Source organism: Thalassococcus sp., from assembly GCF_982780845.1.
This window is the reverse complement of record NZ_CEYADA010000013.1, coordinates 100,546-116,272: the sequence shown is the minus strand read 5'-3', so window position 1 is coordinate 116,272 and position 15,727 is coordinate 100,546. Positions and strand designations below refer to the sequence as shown.

14 protein-coding genes are annotated in these 15,727 nt (G+C 60.9%); 8 read left to right on the top strand and 6 right to left on the bottom strand.

Annotated elements, in window-relative coordinates; translation table 11 throughout:
- From AC4FIA_RS14450 to AC4FIA_RS14425, 6 genes are all read left to right on the top strand, one after another.
- Nucleotides 1–204 (top strand): SRPBCC domain-containing protein (locus tag AC4FIA_RS14450; protein WP_490366431.1); only part of this gene is annotated, 204 nt, incomplete at its 5' end.
- Nucleotides 201–1,028 (top strand): FAD binding domain-containing protein, encoded by an 828-nt coding sequence (locus AC4FIA_RS14445; RefSeq protein ID WP_490366430.1) that lies wholly within the window; start codon nt 201–203, stop codon nt 1,026–1,028. The genes AC4FIA_RS14450 and AC4FIA_RS14445, both read left to right, overlap by 4 nt.
- A complete protein-coding gene (locus AC4FIA_RS14440; protein WP_490366429.1) occupies nt 1,016–1,522 on the top strand; it encodes a (2Fe-2S)-binding protein in 507 nt (168 codons plus the stop codon). Before AC4FIA_RS14445 ends, AC4FIA_RS14440 begins: the two co-directional genes overlap by 13 nt.
- Nucleotides 1,515–3,044: an AMP-binding protein gene (locus AC4FIA_RS14435; RefSeq protein ID WP_490366428.1), complete on the top strand. Its 1,530-nt coding sequence runs from the start codon at nt 1,515–1,517 to the stop codon at nt 3,042–3,044. The genes AC4FIA_RS14440 and AC4FIA_RS14435 overlap by 8 nt, the downstream gene beginning before the upstream one ends.
- Before the next feature lie 35 nt (nt 3,045–3,079).
- Nucleotides 3,080–3,886, top strand: coding sequence for an enoyl-CoA hydratase/isomerase family protein (locus tag AC4FIA_RS14430; RefSeq protein WP_490366427.1), 807 nt, complete (start codon nt 3,080–3,082; stop codon nt 3,884–3,886).
- A 36-nt stretch (nt 3,887–3,922) separates the two neighbouring features.
- Nucleotides 3,923–5,182, top strand: coding sequence for a benzoate/H(+) symporter BenE family transporter (locus tag AC4FIA_RS14425; RefSeq protein WP_490366426.1), 1,260 nt, complete (start codon nt 3,923–3,925; stop codon nt 5,180–5,182).
- A gap of 841 nt (nt 5,183–6,023) precedes the next feature.
- On the opposite strand, the gene AC4FIA_RS14420 is transcribed toward AC4FIA_RS14425, so the two are convergent.
- Nucleotides 6,024–7,073, bottom strand: coding sequence for an AAA family ATPase (locus tag AC4FIA_RS14420; RefSeq protein ID WP_490366425.1), 1,050 nt, complete (start codon nt 7,071–7,073; stop codon nt 6,024–6,026).
- Between the two features lie 330 nt (nt 7,074–7,403).
- Nucleotides 7,404–9,686 carry an adenosylcobalamin-dependent ribonucleoside-diphosphate reductase gene (locus tag AC4FIA_RS14415; protein ID WP_490366424.1) on the bottom strand — a complete coding sequence of 761 codons (2,283 nt, stop codon included), beginning with the start codon at nt 9,684–9,686 and terminating at the stop codon, nt 7,404–7,406.
- Nucleotides 9,687–9,827: 141 nt separating this feature from the next.
- Between AC4FIA_RS14415 and AC4FIA_RS14410 the strand changes: the two genes are divergently transcribed.
- Entirely contained in the window at nt 9,828–10,265 is a 438-nt protein-coding gene (locus tag AC4FIA_RS14410; RefSeq protein ID WP_488048603.1) for a DUF1489 family protein, read from the top strand.
- A gap of 103 nt (nt 10,266–10,368) precedes the next feature.
- Nucleotides 10,369–11,220: a glutathione-dependent disulfide-bond oxidoreductase gene (gene yghU / locus AC4FIA_RS14405; RefSeq protein WP_490366423.1), complete on the top strand. Its 852-nt coding sequence runs from the start codon at nt 10,369–10,371 to the stop codon at nt 11,218–11,220.
- Nucleotides 11,221–11,294: 74 nt separating this feature from the next.
- Here the strand turns inward: yghU and choX are convergent, their stop codons facing one another.
- The 4 genes from choX to hisS all read right to left on the bottom strand — a co-directional run bounded on the left by choX (nt 11,295) and on the right by hisS (nt 15,634).
- Nucleotides 11,295–12,215, bottom strand: a complete 921-nt coding sequence (choX, locus tag AC4FIA_RS14400) for a choline ABC transporter substrate-binding protein (protein WP_103908924.1) — start codon at nt 12,213–12,215, stop codon at nt 11,295–11,297.
- 163 nt (nt 12,216–12,378) lie between these two features.
- Nucleotides 12,379–13,071 (bottom strand): ATP phosphoribosyltransferase, encoded by a 693-nt coding sequence (hisG, locus tag AC4FIA_RS14395; protein WP_490366422.1) that lies wholly within the window; start codon nt 13,069–13,071, stop codon nt 12,379–12,381.
- Nucleotides 13,068–14,153, bottom strand: a complete 1,086-nt coding sequence (locus AC4FIA_RS14390) for an ATP phosphoribosyltransferase regulatory subunit (RefSeq protein ID WP_490366421.1) — start codon at nt 14,151–14,153, stop codon at nt 13,068–13,070. Before AC4FIA_RS14390 ends, hisG begins: the two co-directional genes overlap by 4 nt.
- Complete coding sequence (gene hisS, locus AC4FIA_RS14385) at nt 14,150–15,634, bottom strand: histidine--tRNA ligase (RefSeq protein ID WP_490366420.1); 1,485 nt, start codon at nt 15,632–15,634, stop codon at nt 14,150–14,152. The genes AC4FIA_RS14390 and hisS overlap by 4 nt, the downstream gene beginning before the upstream one ends.
- Nucleotides 15,635–15,727 lie beyond the last annotated feature (93 nt).

The following is a 15,727-nucleotide window of genomic DNA, read 5'->3' as shown; positions in this document are numbered from 1 at the left end:
ACCGAGATCGCCTATCGCTACGAGGCCCGGATCGGCGGCAAGGTCGCCTCAGTCGGCGGACGGCTTCTGGACGGCGCGGCGAAGGTCGTGATCGGCGAGTTCTTCCGCGCCCTCGCACGCCATTGCGGCGGCGGCGCGTCCAGCGGCCCGATGGCCCGGCTGAAAGGTCTTCTAAATCGCGTCACAAAAGGAGGCAGGTCATGAAGCCCGCACCGTTCGATCTTGTCGCGGCCACCGAAATGAGTGAGGCGCTGGAGGCGCTGCGCCAGGGCGGGACCGAGGCCCGCGTCATCGCTGGCGGTCAGTCGCTGGTGCCCATGCTCAACATGCGCCTCGCGCGTCCCACCACGCTTGTCGACATCACCCGCATCCCGGAACTGTCGCGGATCGAAGCCAAGAGCGACCGGATTACCATCGGAGCCGCCGTACGCCAGAGCACGCTGGAGCGCTGGCCGGAGTTGGCAGATCGCCTGCCCTTGGTACACGCGGCACTGCCTTGGGTCGCCCATACGCAGCTGCGCAATCGCGGCACGATCTGCGGCTCCGTCGCCCATGCCGATCCCAGCGCCGAGCTGCCGCTGTGCCTGATCGCGCTCGGCGGCACCGTGACCCTGCGCCGCCGCCGCAAGACGCGTGAGGTTGCGGCGCGTGATTTCTTTCAGGGCATGATGTCCACTGACCTCGCCCCCGGCGAGATGATCGTCTCGGTCTCTTTCCCGGCCCGCAAGCCGAGCACCGGATATGCCTTCCGCGAAGTGGCGCGCCGACACGGCGATTTCGCGATCGTCGCCTGTGCTGCGATCGCCCGGCCCGATGGCACCGCCACGCTTGCCGTGGGCGGCGTCGCCGACACACCACGTGCACTCGAGCTGCCGGCAGACAGAGCGGATCTAGACGACCGGCTGAACGAGTTCGCCTGGCACCTGCAGGCCCGAGACGACCTGCACGCCACCGCCCGCTACCGCCGCGCCCTGGTCCGGCGTCTCGGGCTCGCAACGCTGGAGGAGGCCATGTCATGCCGCGACTGACTAAAAACGAGACGCACCCGGTGCGCTTCACCCTGAACGGCCGGCCCGTTTCCGTCCAGGTATCTCCACGCACGCTGCTGACGGATGCTCTTCGCCACGAGATCGGCGCGACCGGCACCCATGTGGGCTGCGAGCACGGCGTCTGCGGGGCCTGCACGGTGCAGGTGGACGGAGAACCCGTACGTGCATGCCTGATGCTCGCCCAGCAGGCCGAGGATTGCGAGATCCGCACGGTCGAGGGGCTTGCGAAAACTGATACGCTGACCCCGCTGCAAGAGGCCTTCCGCGAACATTTCGCGCTGCAATGCGGCTTCTGCACCGCGGGTATCCTCATGTCGCTCGACGCGCTGTTTTCGCGCCAACCGGACGCGGAGGAAGACGCGATCCGCGAGGCGCTCTCGGGCCACCTCTGCCGCTGCACCGGCTATGCGCCCATTGTTCAGGCGGCGCTGGCCGCCCGTAACCGCATCAAGGGAGGACCAAACGATGCTTGACCTCGGAACCAGCTTTATCGCGTCCGTGGAACGAGACCCCGGCGCGATGGCAATCGCCGAAGGAGACCGGACGATCACCTATTCCGACTGGTATGGCCGGATCAGCGCGCTTGTGGATGCGCTTGGCCAGATCGGGCTTGGCAAGGGCGACATGCTGGTCACGGCGATGCAGAACCGATGGGAGAATGCCTCGCTGCATTGGGCTTGCCAGATCGCCGGGATCGTCATCACGCCTGTGAATTGGCGCGTCACCGCCGATGAGCTGGACCATACGCTGCGCGACAGTGAGGCCCGCGTTCTGGTGCACGACGATGCCGCGGCTGAGGCCGTGGCCGGATCGGCGCTTGCGGCGGACATTAACGTACTGCCGTTGGATGGCGATCAGGGCCTTGCCGCTATGCTGGCGGGCCGTGCCGACGATGCGGTGCCGCAGGCCGGTGCCGACGATATGTCAGTCATGCTCTATACATCCGGCACGACCTCGAAGCCCAAGGGTGTGCCGCGCCGCCATAGGGCCGAACGGGCCGCGGCCATCGCCCATGTGGCGCAGAACATGTACGGCCATGGCGAGCGCACGCTTGGCGTCATGCCGCTCTATCACACGATGGGCATCCGCTCGCTCCTGTCGGCCAGCGTGATCGGAGGTAGCTTCGTCTGCCTGCCGCGTTTCAACGTGCCACAGGCTCTCGATGCGATCGAGCGGCATGCCGTCAACAACCTCTATCTCGTGCCGACGCTCTATCACGACATTGTCCACCACGCAGATTTCACGCCGGATCGGGTCGCCAGCGTCCGAAAGCTGGGCTTTGCCGGCGCGTCCATGACCGACGGTCTGTTGCAGAAATTGTCGGAGGCCTTCCAGCCCGAGCTTTTCGTGAACCATTACGGCTCTTCCGAGATCTACACGTTCTCCATCTGCCAGGACGCTGCGGCCAAGCCCGGATCCGCCGGACGGGCCGCGATCAACCAGCGGCTGCGCGTGGTGCCACTGGGCACCAGGGATGTCAGCCATACCTGTGCACCGGGGGAAGAAGGCGAAATCGTCGCCTCCATGCAGGGTGATGAAGCCTTCGAGGGGTACTGGAACCGCCCCGAAGCAGACAGTAAGGCCATTCACGACGGCTGGTATTTCACCGGCGATTGCGGGCATTTCGACGAAGACGGCGATCTGTTCGTCACCGGTCGGGCGGATGACATGATCATCACCGGCGGCGAGAACGTCTCGCCTGTCGAGGTCGAAAGCTGCCTGTCGCTGCATCCCGCCGTGGCCGAGGTCGCCGTGGTCGGCCTGCCCGACGCTCGCTGGGGCAAGGTCGTGACCGCCTTCGTGAAGCGCGGCGGCGATGTCACCGAGGCCGACCTCGACGCCCATTGCCGCGGCTCGGACCTATCCAATTTCCGCCGTCCGCGCCGCTACGTCTTCGTGCGCGAAATCCCGAAATCCCCGGTCGGAAAACTCCTCCGACGCCTGCTTGTCGCGGGCGAATACGAGGTCGAACCGGCCGAGACCACCACTGCGTAAGTCCAGATAACAACACTCAGATGAAAGATACTCCGATGACTGAAATCATGACCTTCACCGATCCGCGCCTCTCCGAACTCGACGGCTTTCACGTCCGGCTCGATGCAGAGAACGAGCGCGCCGACATCATCCTCGCGCGGCCGCCCTATAATGTGATCTCGATGGGCGCTCGCGATCAGCTCCGCCTGGTCTTCGAGGCACTCGATGAAGATGACCGCGTGCGTATCATCGTAGTCTCCGCCGAGGGCGAGCATTTCTCCTCGGGAGGCAATATCAAGGGCTTCCTCGAGGCCAGCCCCGAGCATGTCTCGCACCTCGCCTGGAACGTGGCGGCACCCGCGCGCTGCTCCAAGCCGGTGATCGCCGCAAATCGAGGCTACACCTTCGGGGTCGGCTTCGAGCTGTCGCTGGCCTGCGATTTCCGCATCGTGTCCGAGACCTGCCGCTACGCCCTGCCCGAACAGAAGCTGGGCCAGATCCCCGGATCGGGTGGCTCCGCCCGGCTGCAGAAAATCGTCGGTGTGACGCGCACGAAGGACATCGTCATGCGCTCGAAGCGCATCAAGGGCCAGCAGGCGCTGGACTGGGGCATCGCCACCGAATGCGTGCCCGATAGCGATCTCGAACAGGCGGTGACCGACCTCGTTAACGAGCTCCGCGAATTTTCCCCGATGGCGCAGCGCACGGCGAAAAAGCTGCTGAACGACACCGATGACGCGCTTCTCAGCACCGCGATCGAGATGGAAGGGCTGAACTACAGTCGCCTGCGTCAATCGGAGGATTTCCGCGAGGGCGTCGAGGCCTTCCACGCCAAGCGCAAGCCCGTATTCACCGGCCGCTGAGACGGCCCGCAATCAACACCAAGGGAGGAGACCCAAATGGAACAGACAACACAGACGAATTGGATCGAGAAAGGACCGGGCTTCGGCGCAGGCCTGTCCGGCCTGCGCGAGGCTCTGGGCATCAAGACTGCGAGCGCGGGACTGGTCGCGGCCATCTTCGGATGCTCCGGGCCTGCCCTGATTGTGATCGGCGCCGCCAATAATGGCGGGCTGACCGAGGGTCAGACCGTGGCCTGGCTTCTGGCGATCTACGGCCTCGGCGGGCTGATCAGCCTGATCATGGCGCTTTACTACAAGCTCCCGGTGACGGGGGCCTATTCCATACCGGGCGCGGCTCTCGTCGCCGGAGCGTTGGGCACCTTCCCTTTCGAACAGGCGGTAGGTGCCTTCCTGATGGCGGGCGCGATGGTCTTTGTCCTGGGGATAACCGGGCTTATCGGCAAGGTGATGCGCTGGCTTCCGATGCCCATCGTCATGGCGATGATCGCAGGGGCGCTGATCCGATTCGGCATCGGCGCGGTCACCTCGATCGAGAAGCTGCCCATCGTGGTCGGTGCGGCGACCATCGCCTTCTTCCTGTCGATGCGGTTCCTGCGGGCCGTCCCGCCGGTGCTGACGGCTCTGGTCGTCGGGCTCGTGGCCGTGACCCTGACCGGAGGCTTTCAGGGAGGCGAGGCAGCAATCAGCTTTGTCGCACCGGAATTCACCGCGCCCGTCTTCACGCTCGACGCGTTCCTGGCCATCGCCGTGCCGCTGGCCGTACTCGTGATCGGAGCCGAGAACGCTCAGGCCATTGGGGTTCTCTACGCCGAGGGATACCGTCCGCCAATCAACGCCATGACCGTGATCTCGGGCATCGGCGGCATGCTGGCTGGGGTAATCGGCGGGCATAACGCAAATATCGCCGGGCCCATGACGGCCATCTGTTCCTCCGATCAGGCGGGCGAGAATCCCGAACGGCGCTATGCGGCCACGGTGCTGAACGGCGTGCTCTTTGCTGCCTTCGGGATCTTCGCAGGGGTTGCGGTTCCGCTCATCATGGCGCTGCCTGGGCCCCTTATCGGCGCGGTGGCGGGCCTGGCGATGATCACCGTCCTGCTGAGCGCATTCCAGTCCGCCTTCGACCGAAACGCAGGCCATCAGATCGGCGCCTTCGTTGCCCTGATCGTGGCGATGTCGAATGTGTCGTTCCTGAGCATCAGCGCGCCCTTCTGGGCCTTGGCCGCGGGCGCTGCGGTATCAGTTCTGAACGAGCGGGCGGTTAGGTCCCAGCCCGTGGCCACCTCGGCGTCCTGAAGACCGGCCTATAGTCAAACGATTGATCAAATGGGGGCGTCAGTCAGAGCACTGCGCCCCCTACGAATGTTTTGTTAGTTGTCGGTGTGTTCCGTTGAATCGGCGAAGTGGAAACACGTATTGATTTTGGATTATTACGCTGGCTTTCCGAGAACTTGGAAAGGTGGCGTGTTTCGCCTGTTCGCCATTATTTGTCATCCGCTCCCTTAATATGACCGTGGTCCAATTCAGATGCGGCGACTCAAGGTTGTGCACGAAATTGGTAAAAGAGAGCTGAGGGACTTTGTCGATGCACACAGAGGGTAAAGAGGCTGGCTTAAAATGCTTTCAGAGTTTTTCGATGTTTTCAGTTTACGATATACAGGTCTTGCCACCTTCTGTCCTGAGTAGATTAGTAGGGTCAGCGCAAATCCAGCACTCGTTGCGAATAGCCGGCTGTCGGTTTTGCGGACATTCGAGCCGGGTGCAGCGAAGGTCTGCTTTCCGCCCTTCAGCACAGCAGCAACTTAGCTTCAATCATCCTCACCGATGTCGCCGGGCTTATGCGCCCGGGGAAAGCGCGACATCCAGAACCATAAACTTGACCGATCCCGATTCCGGATGCGTTTCCTGTCGAGGCACAAGTTTCGGAGGGTGTGTTTTCTTTGTTAAGGTAACGAGCTGAGAATTACCCCAACGCCAGCCACTCTTTATGACGTTCTCTGGAGCGAGCCTTTTGCTTCTGGCGCTCTTCGAAGCTGAAAAATCGGATTTCGTCGCCTTAGGTCATCGCATCACTCATTATTGCTCACCTCCGACGTAGGATACCAGACATCTGCATTTTTCGTCGGTGCCCGAAGTATCAATGTAGCACCGGTTGATGGAGCGTCACCTCGATGGAGTCCAGCAACCGAATGACATTCCGGAGATTTTGGAGTTGCGGCTGCCGGATGGCATCGATGATCTCCTGTACGGCCTCCACTCCATCCAGCGGCAGGCCTCTACTAGCCCCCTCACGAGCGGCAAAACCCTTCAGGTGCTCCAGCGACAAGCAAGGCAACTTTATTGGCGGACAGCGGTTCAGGAACGGCGGAGAAAGCCCCCGCAGGCTGTTGGCCGTCAGAACCCAGATGATCCAGGACATGTCGAACTTGACCCGAAAATATGGACACGCCCAACTTTGGGCGGTGGACCTTTCTAAAAGCGGCAAGAGACCCTCGACCAGAGCATAGGAATGCCCGCTGATCGAATGCGGCGAACCAGCCTTCTCAATCTCGTCGACTACGATGACAGGGTTGGCGATCCTGGAGGCCATGACAGATCGAACTGCGTTGCCAGGTCCAGCACTTGACCAGCCGCGTTGTGAGCCGTTCACCGCGAACGAGGCTGGCTCGCTTGTCGCTTCGATAATCGTCGTCGGAACGCCTATTTGCCCTCCGAGCAGACGTGCCCAATGGCTCTTGCCCATTCCCGGCGGGCCAAGCAACAGGAGGGGCGATATGCGCGGACCAGGCTCGCCCCGGCGCACCGACGATCGAAGGTCGTGCCAGACCCGTTCAGTCGCAGCTGCCATCCAAGGCATCTCCGCTTGCAGAGCACTCGCTATCTCGTCTGCCTGATGTTCACTCTTGATTTCGATGAGATCCACGCCACCGCGAAAAGCTTCCATCTTCTCGCGATCCTTGCGGTCAAGGTGACCCATGCCAGATTCCCGATCTACTGCCGCGAAGTAAGAGACGACCCGGCGTTCGATTTTGTCACGGTCCTCAGCGGAGACATGCCGCAAGGAGCGCGTCGGATCTCTCTGGGCGCGAAAGTTCGCGAGGAATTTCTTTAGTCGGCCTTCGACGTCGTGCCTATCAGGGGCTCCGAGACGGCGGAAGTTGACGTCGGCAAAACGAATCTTGGGCATTGGTCTCCTTTCTTTCCTGAACCGCACGAGAACGCGCGGGACAGGAAATGCAGCGCATTTGGCTGCAATTGGTTTATGAAGGAGGGTCCGGACCCTTGAGAACAAATTAGGAACGTCAGTTGCTCGTCGTCAACCTCTGGGCAGAGTTAGGGGTCAGCCCAAGACACGCCGCATCAAGGATGGCTGAGATTCTACGTAAGCCATTGAAAAACAAAAAGACCACCAACAACCTCAGTTGCCGGTGGTCATTTTTAACGTGTCGGAAAGGTCAAATTTCCTTGAAAAAGGTCATTTATTCACGGGTCCGACACTCACCATTTCTTCAGAAATTTATCCGCATTTGGAATGACCGCAGCTTGCGCAGGTCATGCAGCCTTCTACCATCCGCATGTCGAATTGGCCGCAGGACGGGCAGGCCTTGCCGCGGGGGGCGTCCAGATTGACGACAGCGGCTTTGGGGTCTGATTTCAGGCCCATGCCTTCGCCTTCAAGGAAACCGATGGCGATCAGGTGCTGTTCGATCACGCCGCCGATCGCCGCCAGAATGGAGGGGATGTATTTGCCCTTCACCCAAGCACCACCGCGCGGATCGAAGACGGCCTTCAGTTCTTCCACCACAAAGCTGACATCACCGCCGCGACGGAACACGGCCGAAATCATGCGCGTCAGGGCCAGCGTCCAAGCGTAATGCTCCATGTTCTTGGAGTTGATGAACACTTCGAACGGCCGGCGGCGACCTCCGACGACGACGTCGTTGATGGTCAGGTAGATCGCATGTTCGCTATCGGGCCATTTCAGCTTGTAGGTCGCGCCCTCAAGGCTCTGCGGTCGGTCCAGCGGTTCAGACATGTAGACGACTTCGGCACCATTTTCCTCGGCCTCGACCAATACCGGCTTTTCGCTGGACTTGGGTTCGCTTTCGCTGACCGACAGAACCGACCCTGTGACGTCGTTCGGACGGTAGGTGGTGCAGCCCTTACAGCCTGTCTCGAACGCCTCCATGTAGACGTCTTTGAAGGCCTCGAACGAGATATCTTCGGGGCAGTTGATGGTTTTGGAAATCGACGAGTCGACCCATTTCTGCGCGGCGGCCTGCATGCGCACGTGATCCAGCGGGGCCAGCGTTTGGGCGTTCACGAAGTAATCCGGCAGATCACGGTCGCCGAATTTGTCGCGCCACAGGCTAACCGCGTAATCCACGACCTCTTCTTCGGTGCGCGAGCCGTCTTTTTGCAGAACCTTGCGGGTGTAGGCATAGGCGAACACCGGTTCGATCCCCGAGGACACGTTGCCAGCATAAAGCGAGATCGTGCCCGTCGGCGCGATGGAGGTCAGCAGCGCGTTGCGGATGCCGTGTTCGCGGATCGCGTCGCGCACATCGTCGTCCATATTCATCATGTTGCCGGACGCCAGATACTTGTCCGCGTCAAACAGCGGGAAGGCACCCTTTTCCTTGGCCAGCTCGACCGACGCCAGATAGGACGCGCGGGCAATCTGCTTCAGCCATGCCTCGGTTTGTGCCGCCGCGGTTTCAGATCCATAGCGCAGGCCCAACATCAGCAGCGCATCGGCCAGACCTGTGACACCCAGACCGATGCGGCGTTTGTTTCGCGCTTCTTCTGCCTGTGCCTCAAGCGGGAAGCGGGACGCATCAACCACGTTGTCCATCATGCGCACGGCGGTGGCGACCAGTTCGTTCAGCGCCTCTTCATCCATTTGCGCGCCGTCTTCGAACGGGTTCGATACCAGACGGGCAAGGTTGATCGAACCCAGCAGACAGGCGCCGTAAGGCGGCAGGGGCTGTTCGCCACAGGGGTTGGTCGCGGCAATGGTTTCACAATAGCTTAGGTTGTTTGCGTTGTTGATCCGGTCGATGAAAATCACACCCGGTTCGGCAAAGTCATAGGTCGACTGCATGATCTGGTTCCACAGATCGACCGCCTGAACGGTTTTGTAAACGACACCGTCAAATTGCAGGTCCCAGGACTTGTCAGCCTTAACCGCTTCCATGAACGCATCTGTGACCAGAACGGACAGGTTGAACATGCGCAAACGGGCCGAGTCGGACTTGGCCGTGATAAAGTTCTCGATGTCCGGATGATCGCAGCGCATCGTCGCCATCATCGCGCCGCGACGGGAACCCGCCGACATGATCGTGCGGCACATCGCATCCCATACATCCATGAAGGACAGCGGGCCGGATGCATCCGCCGCCACGCCCGCAACCGGCGCGCCCTTGGGCCGGATGGTCGAGAAATCATAGCCGATTCCACCGCCCTGCTGCATGGTCAGCGCCGCTTCTTTCAGCATGTCAAAGATGCCGCCCATGCTGTCGGGAACGGTGCCCATGACAAAGCAGTTGAACAGCGTCACAGTGCGGTCTGTGCCCGCGCCTGCGGTGATCCGGCCAGCGGGCAGGTATTTGAAATCTTCCAACGCGTTGAAAAACTTGCCTTCCCAATGCTTGGGGTCTTTTTCGACGCTGGCCAGCGACCGCGCGATGCGGCGCCATGTGTCTTCAACGGTGGTGTCGATCACTTTGCCGTCGCCATCTTTCAGGCGGTATTTCATATCCCAAATCTGCTCGGCAATGGGGGCGGCAAAGCGTGTCATCGCATATATCCTGTGTCATCGGCTGGAAGGACCCACAAATTAGGCGACTGGCCCGCGTGGGTCAATGATGCAGGTGGCCAAATGTTTACGAATTCTTACGCCCCATCTTGTCGCTGCCATCAGGTGGCTTATTGTTGGGCTATGCCCAAGTCTGCCCTGACACATCTGATCAAACTAAGCGCCGGTTCCGAAAGCGTGGATACGCTTGCCGGATGGCAGGCATCGTCCGCCGCAAAAGGCGCTGACGGCCTCCCGCGCCACGTCACCCGCATGTGGCCCAAGCGCGAGGCCGAGATCATCGACGGCGGGTCGATCTATTGGGTCATCAAGGGGCTGATCCAGTGCCGCCAGCGCGTTCTGCGGCTGGACGAGGTCACCGGTTCGGACGGCATCCGCCGCTGTGCCATTGTGCTGGACCCTGATCTGATCCGCGTGAACCCCGCGCCGCGCCGTCCGTTCCAAGGTTGGCGCTATCTGGCCCCTGCCGATGCGCCGCCCGATATGACCCAGACACGCCAGAACGAAGACACCCTGCCCCCCGAACTGGCAGGTGCCCTGGCCGATATCGGCGTTCTATGAATTCCTGCACAGTGGCTTTGCATTTTCGAACGGGCCCGTGGTCTGGTAATCCCTGTCCAAAAGCATAGTCTTTGTCCAAACCATCAATTCCAAGGACACTGCCATGACCTACACTCCCCCCGAAGTCTGGACGTGGGACGCCGAAAGCGGCGGCACCTTCGCATCGATCAACCGCCCCATCGCCGGTGCCACCCACGACAAGGAACTGCCCATCGGCAAGCATCCCTTCCAGTTGTATTCCATGGGCACGCCGAACGGCGTCAAGGTCACCGTTCTGTTCGAAGAGCTTCTGGCAGCAGGCCACAAAGACGCGGAATACGACGCATGGCTGATCCGCATCGGGGACGGTGATCAGTTCGGTTCGGGCTTTGTCGACGTGAACCCGAATTCGAAAATCCCCGCGCTGATGGACCGTTCGGGCGATGAACCGATCCGCATTTTTGAATCCGGCGCGATCCTTCTGCATCTGGCCGAAAAGTTCGACGCCTTCCTAGGCCCCAAAGAACAGCGCGCCGAAATGCTGTCTTGGCTGTTCTGGCAGATGGGCTCGGCCCCCTATCTGGGCGGCGGCTTTGGCCACTTCTACGCCTACGCGCCTGAGAAATTCGAATACCCGATCAACCGCTTCTCGATGGAGGCCAAGCGCCAGCTGGACGTACTGGACCGCAACCTTGCCGACCGCCAGTTCATGATCGGCGACGACTACACCATCGCCGACATGGCGATCTGGGCATGGTACGGCAACCTAGCCTTGGGCCGCGCCTATGACGCGGGCACCTTCCTTGACGTAGAAAGCTACAAGAACGTGCAGCGTTGGGCGAAAGAGCTTGATGCACGCGAGCCAGTCAAACGGGGCCGTATGGTCAACCGCACCTCGGGCGAGCCGCACGAACAGCTTCTGAACCGCCACGACGCGTCTGATTTCGATACCAAGACCCAAGATAAAATCGGCTAACGACACCGACGGCTGACAAACAAAAAGGCGCTGGAAATCCCAGCGCCTTTCTTTGTTTGAACCTGTAGGGTCGCTTACTTCAGCGCGCCCATCACGGCTGCAACTGCATCGCCGCCGTCTTTGGTTGTCACGCCATCCAGCCAGCCTTCGACAACCGCAGGGTTCGCCGCCAGCCATGTCTTGGCCGCGTCTTCTGCGTCTTCACCGTCATTCAGGATCGCGCCCATGATCTCGTTCTCCATCTCGAGGCTGAAGACGAGGTTGTCCAGCAGCGCGCCGACGTTCGGGCATTCAGCCGCATAACCGGCACGGACGTTGGTGTGCACGGTCGCACCACCAAGGTTCGGGCCAAAGTAATCGTCGCCACCTGTCAGATATGTCAGGTCATAGTTGGCGTTCATCGGGTGCGGTTCCCACGCAAGGAAGACGATCGGCTCGTCGCGATCGACCGCGCGGCCAACCTGTGCCAGCATGCCCTGCTCCGAGCTTTCGCGCACGTCAAAGCCGTCCAGACCAAAGGCGTTCGCTTCGATCATATCAAGGATCAGGCGGTTGCCGTCGTTGCCCGGCTCGATTCCGTAAATGTAGCCGTCCAACGCATCTTTCTGCGCAGCGATGTCAGCAAAATCCTTGATGCCAAGCGCGGCACCCGACGCGTTTGTCGCCAGCGTGTATTTCGCGCCTTCAAGGTTGGTCTTGATCGACTCAACAGTGCCCGCGTCCAGATAGGGGCGGATGTCGGCTTCCATCGTGGGCATCCAGTTGCCAAGGAAGATATCGATGTCACCATTGGCCAGCGATGTGTAGGTCACGGGTACGGACAGAACCTTGGTTTCGGTGTCATACCCCAACGCGTCCAGCACGACCGAGGTCGCCGCCGTGGTCGCGGTGATGTCGGTCCAGCCAACATCGGAAAAAGTCACGCTGTCGCAAGCCGCGCTTGCCATCCCAGCGGATGCGCTCAGCGCGATCAGGGCAGTAAGGGTACGTTTCATGTTAGTCTCCCGTTGCTTATTCTTTTGATCATGGCCGCCATCGTGGCACTTTTGACTCGCGAGTCAACCAAGATTGACTGACGAGTCAATCGCAGGTGGCTTTCCGCTACCATGTCCAGCGATGATTATAGCATCGTGACACAATCGCAGCAGCGATTCCTTGTCAGACACCCAGAGTGTTGCAGAGCGTTTGCATGATCTCGCGGTTTTCGTCGCTTTTGTCCGACAGACGGCTGCGGAACAGTGTGGCCTGTGATTTCAGAACCGGCGGCTCATCCAGAATTTTCAGATGGTTCGCCCGCAGAGTCTCGCCCGTGCTGGTGATGTCGGCAACCGCTTCTGCCGTCAGGTTCCGAATTGTGCCTTCGGTCGCGCCCTGGCTGTCGACCAACTGGTAATCTGCCACACCACCCATACGCAGGTAATCCCGCACCAGACGGTGGTATTTCGTGGCGATCCGCATGCGGAAGCCGTGTTTCGCGCGGAAAGCCGCAGCCGCCGCATCCAGATCGTCCAGCGTGTCCACATCGACCCAGCAAGCCGGAACCGCGATGATAAGATCGGCGAAACCAAAGCCCAGCTCGGCCAGCGGTTCGACCTTTTGATCCCACTGCACCAGCTTTTCGCGCACCAGATCGGTGCCCGTGACACCCAAATCAATCCGCCCTGCTGCCAGTTCGCGGGGGATTTCACCCGCCGAAAGCAAGACCAGTTCGACGCCCTCAACGCCATCAACCGCGCCGGAATATTCGCGTTCCGATCCGGTCCGCGACAGGGTCACGCCCCGTTCACCAAACCAGTCGAACGTCTTTTCCATCAACCGCCCCTTAGAGGGCACACCAAGCTTGATCGTCATGACTGTGCCTCGCGGACCTGCAACAGGATATCAGGGCGGATGACGCCCCCCACGGCAGGAATGCTTTTGCCCTGCCCCAAACGCTGGGTCAGCGCATCATAGCGGCCACCGGAGGCCACGGGCGGCAGATCGGGGCGTGCCTCGGAATAGAAGCCGAACACGAAGCCGTCGTAATATTCCATCGACGTGCGGCCATAGCTGGCCTCAAAATCCAGCGTATCCACGTTAACCCCACGGGCCGCCAGCGCATCGCAGCGGCGGGCGAACCGGTCCACCGCTTGCTCCATCTCGGGCATATCCACGGCGATGTCGCGCAGATTGGCCAGCGCATAGGGGCAGGTTTCGGACACCTTCAGAACCTCGTCGATCATATCGACCTGATCCTGCGAAATCGGCGGCTCGGCGGCATCGGCACGCAGCGCCTCGATCCGGTCAGCGATCTCGATCTCGGAACGCAGGCCGATCACCGGCACATCAATGTCCAGCGGATCAGAGGACGCCAGCAGCGCCTTACGCGTCTGCGGCACAGCACTGCGGCCCGAATAACGATCCATCAGCGCACGGAACCGGCGCGGACGCCAGATGTGGCGTAGCAAAGCCGCACGGCGTTGGGGCGACGTTTTAAGGCTGGACACAGCCGCCGTCAGAATGCCCATATCGCCTGTCGCCGCACGCAGACCTTCGCCGCCCAGCGTTTCAGCGAATATCGCGAAGACCTCGGCATCGGCGGCTTCGGGATCGGTGCGGTCAAACACCTCGTATCCGGTTTGCAGATACTCAGAGTCACGCTCGGGGTTTTCTTCCTGACGACGGAAGACAACGCCGGAATAGGTATACCGCGCAGGCTCGGCCCCGTCGGCCATCTGCATTTGCACGACAGGCACTGTGAAATCGGGCCGCAACATCTGTTCGCCGCGTGCAGGATCTTGCGTGACATAGGCACGGGTGCGGATGTCTTCGCCGTACAGGTCCAGCAAGGTCTCCGCCGGTTGCAGCACAGCGCAATCAACAGGCGTCGCGCCTGCGGCTTCGAACGCTGCACGCAGGCGCAGCGCTTCGCTGTTGGCTTTCAGTGAACTCATGACTGGCTGTCCAGAATTTCACGCACCTTCGCAACCAGTTCGCTGCGCGGCACTTCGAACTGGGAGGGACGTTCCTTCCATTCCTCCAGCGTCGCGTTCTCGGCGATCTTCGCGCCAAGGATCAGGTCCTTGATCTGGATAACGCCACGCTCTTTTTCCTCGCCGCCTTCGATAATGGCAACGGGCGAGTTGCGCTTGTCCGCGTATTTCAGCTGGTTGCCAAAGTTCTTGGGGTTGCCCAGATAAACCTCGGACCGGATGCCTGCATTGCGCAGTTCGGCCACCATCGTCTGGTAATCCGCCATACGGTCGCGGTCCATGACAGTGACCACTACAGGCCCCGTCACCTGACCACCCACACGGCCTTTTTCACGCAAAGCTGCCAGCAAGCGGTCGACACCGATCGACACACCCGTTGCGGGCACCGACTGACCTGTGAACCGCTTGACCAGATCGTCATAGCGCCCGCCACCGGACACCGACCCGAACTGGCGCTTGCGGCCTTTTTCGTCGAAGATTTCAAAGGTCAGCTCGGCCTCGAACACCGGACCGGTGTAATAGCCCAGACCACGCACAACGGACGGATCAATCAGGATGCGGTCATCCGCATAGCCCTGCGCGTCCAGAAGCGTTGCGATGGTTTCCAACTCATCCACACCTTCGGCACCCACGGCGCTACTGCCAATGGCAGCACGCAGGTTTGACAGGGTTTCAGCGGCATCTTTGCCGCCCGATGTCAGGAAGGCCAGCACAGGAGCGGCCTGATCATCCGACAGACCCACGCCGTCAATGTAGGCACCGGATGCGTCCAGACGCCCCTTGCCCAGCAATTCGCGCACGCCGGATTCGCCGACCTTGTCGAACTTGTCGATGGTCCGCAGCACGTCATCGCGCTGCGCGTCATCGGTCAGGCCCATGGTTTCCAGAACACCGTTCAGAACCTTACGGTTGTTCACGCGCACCAGATAGTCGCCGCGCGGAATGCCCACGACTTCCAGCGTGTCGGACAGCATCGCGCAAATCTCGGCATCGGCGGCAACAGACGGCGCGCCAACGGTGTCGGCATCACACTGATAGAACTGGCGGAAACGGCCCGGACCTGGCTTTTCGTTGCGCCAGACAGGGCCCATCGCATAGCGGCGATAGGGTTTCGGCAGGTCGTTCTGATGCTGGGCATAGACCCGCGCCAACGGCGCCGTCAGGTCATAGCGCAGGGCCAGCCAATCGCCGTTGGCATCGTCGTCAGACTCTTGCCATGCGAACACACCTTCGTTCGGGCGATCCACGTCAGGCAGGAATTTACCAAGCGCTTCGACCGTCTCAACAGCCGAGCTTTCCAGCGCCTCGAAACCGTAACGATGATACACTTGCGCGATCTTGCCGAGCATGTCGGCACGTTCGGTGACTTCAGTACCAAAGTAATCGCGGAACCCTTTGGGCGTTTCCGCCTTGGGGCGAGGTGTCTTTTTAGGCTTGGCCATGGTGTCTTTCCAGCGGTCAAATGCGTGGCCTCCCTTAGCCGCTCCGGTGTCTCGGGGCAAGCAAGAGGGCTGGCAACTGGCGTCTTACACAAC

Coding starts and splice junctions, on each gene's coding strand:
- AC4FIA_RS14445 (WP_490366430.1), top strand. CDS start 201: ATGAAGCCCGCACCGTTCGATCTTGTCGCGGCCACCGAAATGAGTGAG.
- AC4FIA_RS14440 (WP_490366429.1), top strand. CDS start 1,016: ATGCCGCGACTGACTAAAAACGAGACGCACCCGGTGCGCTTCACCCTG.
- AC4FIA_RS14435 (WP_490366428.1), top strand. CDS start 1,515: ATGCTTGACCTCGGAACCAGCTTTATCGCGTCCGTGGAACGAGACCCC.
- AC4FIA_RS14430 (WP_490366427.1), top strand. CDS start 3,080: ATGACTGAAATCATGACCTTCACCGATCCGCGCCTCTCCGAACTCGAC.
- AC4FIA_RS14425 (WP_490366426.1), top strand. CDS start 3,923: ATGGAACAGACAACACAGACGAATTGGATCGAGAAAGGACCGGGCTTC.
- AC4FIA_RS14420 (WP_490366425.1), bottom strand. CDS start 7,073: ATGCCCAAGATTCGTTTTGCCGACGTCAACTTCCGCCGTCTCGGAGCC.
- AC4FIA_RS14415 (WP_490366424.1), bottom strand. CDS start 9,686: ATGACACGCTTTGCCGCCCCCATTGCCGAGCAGATTTGGGATATGAAA.
- AC4FIA_RS14410 (WP_488048603.1), top strand. CDS start 9,828: ATGCCCAAGTCTGCCCTGACACATCTGATCAAACTAAGCGCCGGTTCC.
- yghU (WP_490366423.1), top strand. CDS start 10,369: ATGACCTACACTCCCCCCGAAGTCTGGACGTGGGACGCCGAAAGCGGC.
- choX (WP_103908924.1), bottom strand. CDS start 12,215: ATGAAACGTACCCTTACTGCCCTGATCGCGCTGAGCGCATCCGCTGGG.
- hisG (WP_490366422.1), bottom strand. CDS start 13,071: ATGACGATCAAGCTTGGTGTGCCCTCTAAGGGGCGGTTGATGGAAAAG.
- AC4FIA_RS14390 (WP_490366421.1), bottom strand. CDS start 14,153: ATGAGTTCACTGAAAGCCAACAGCGAAGCGCTGCGCCTGCGTGCAGCG.
- hisS (WP_490366420.1), bottom strand. CDS start 15,634: ATGGCCAAGCCTAAAAAGACACCTCGCCCCAAGGCGGAAACGCCCAAA.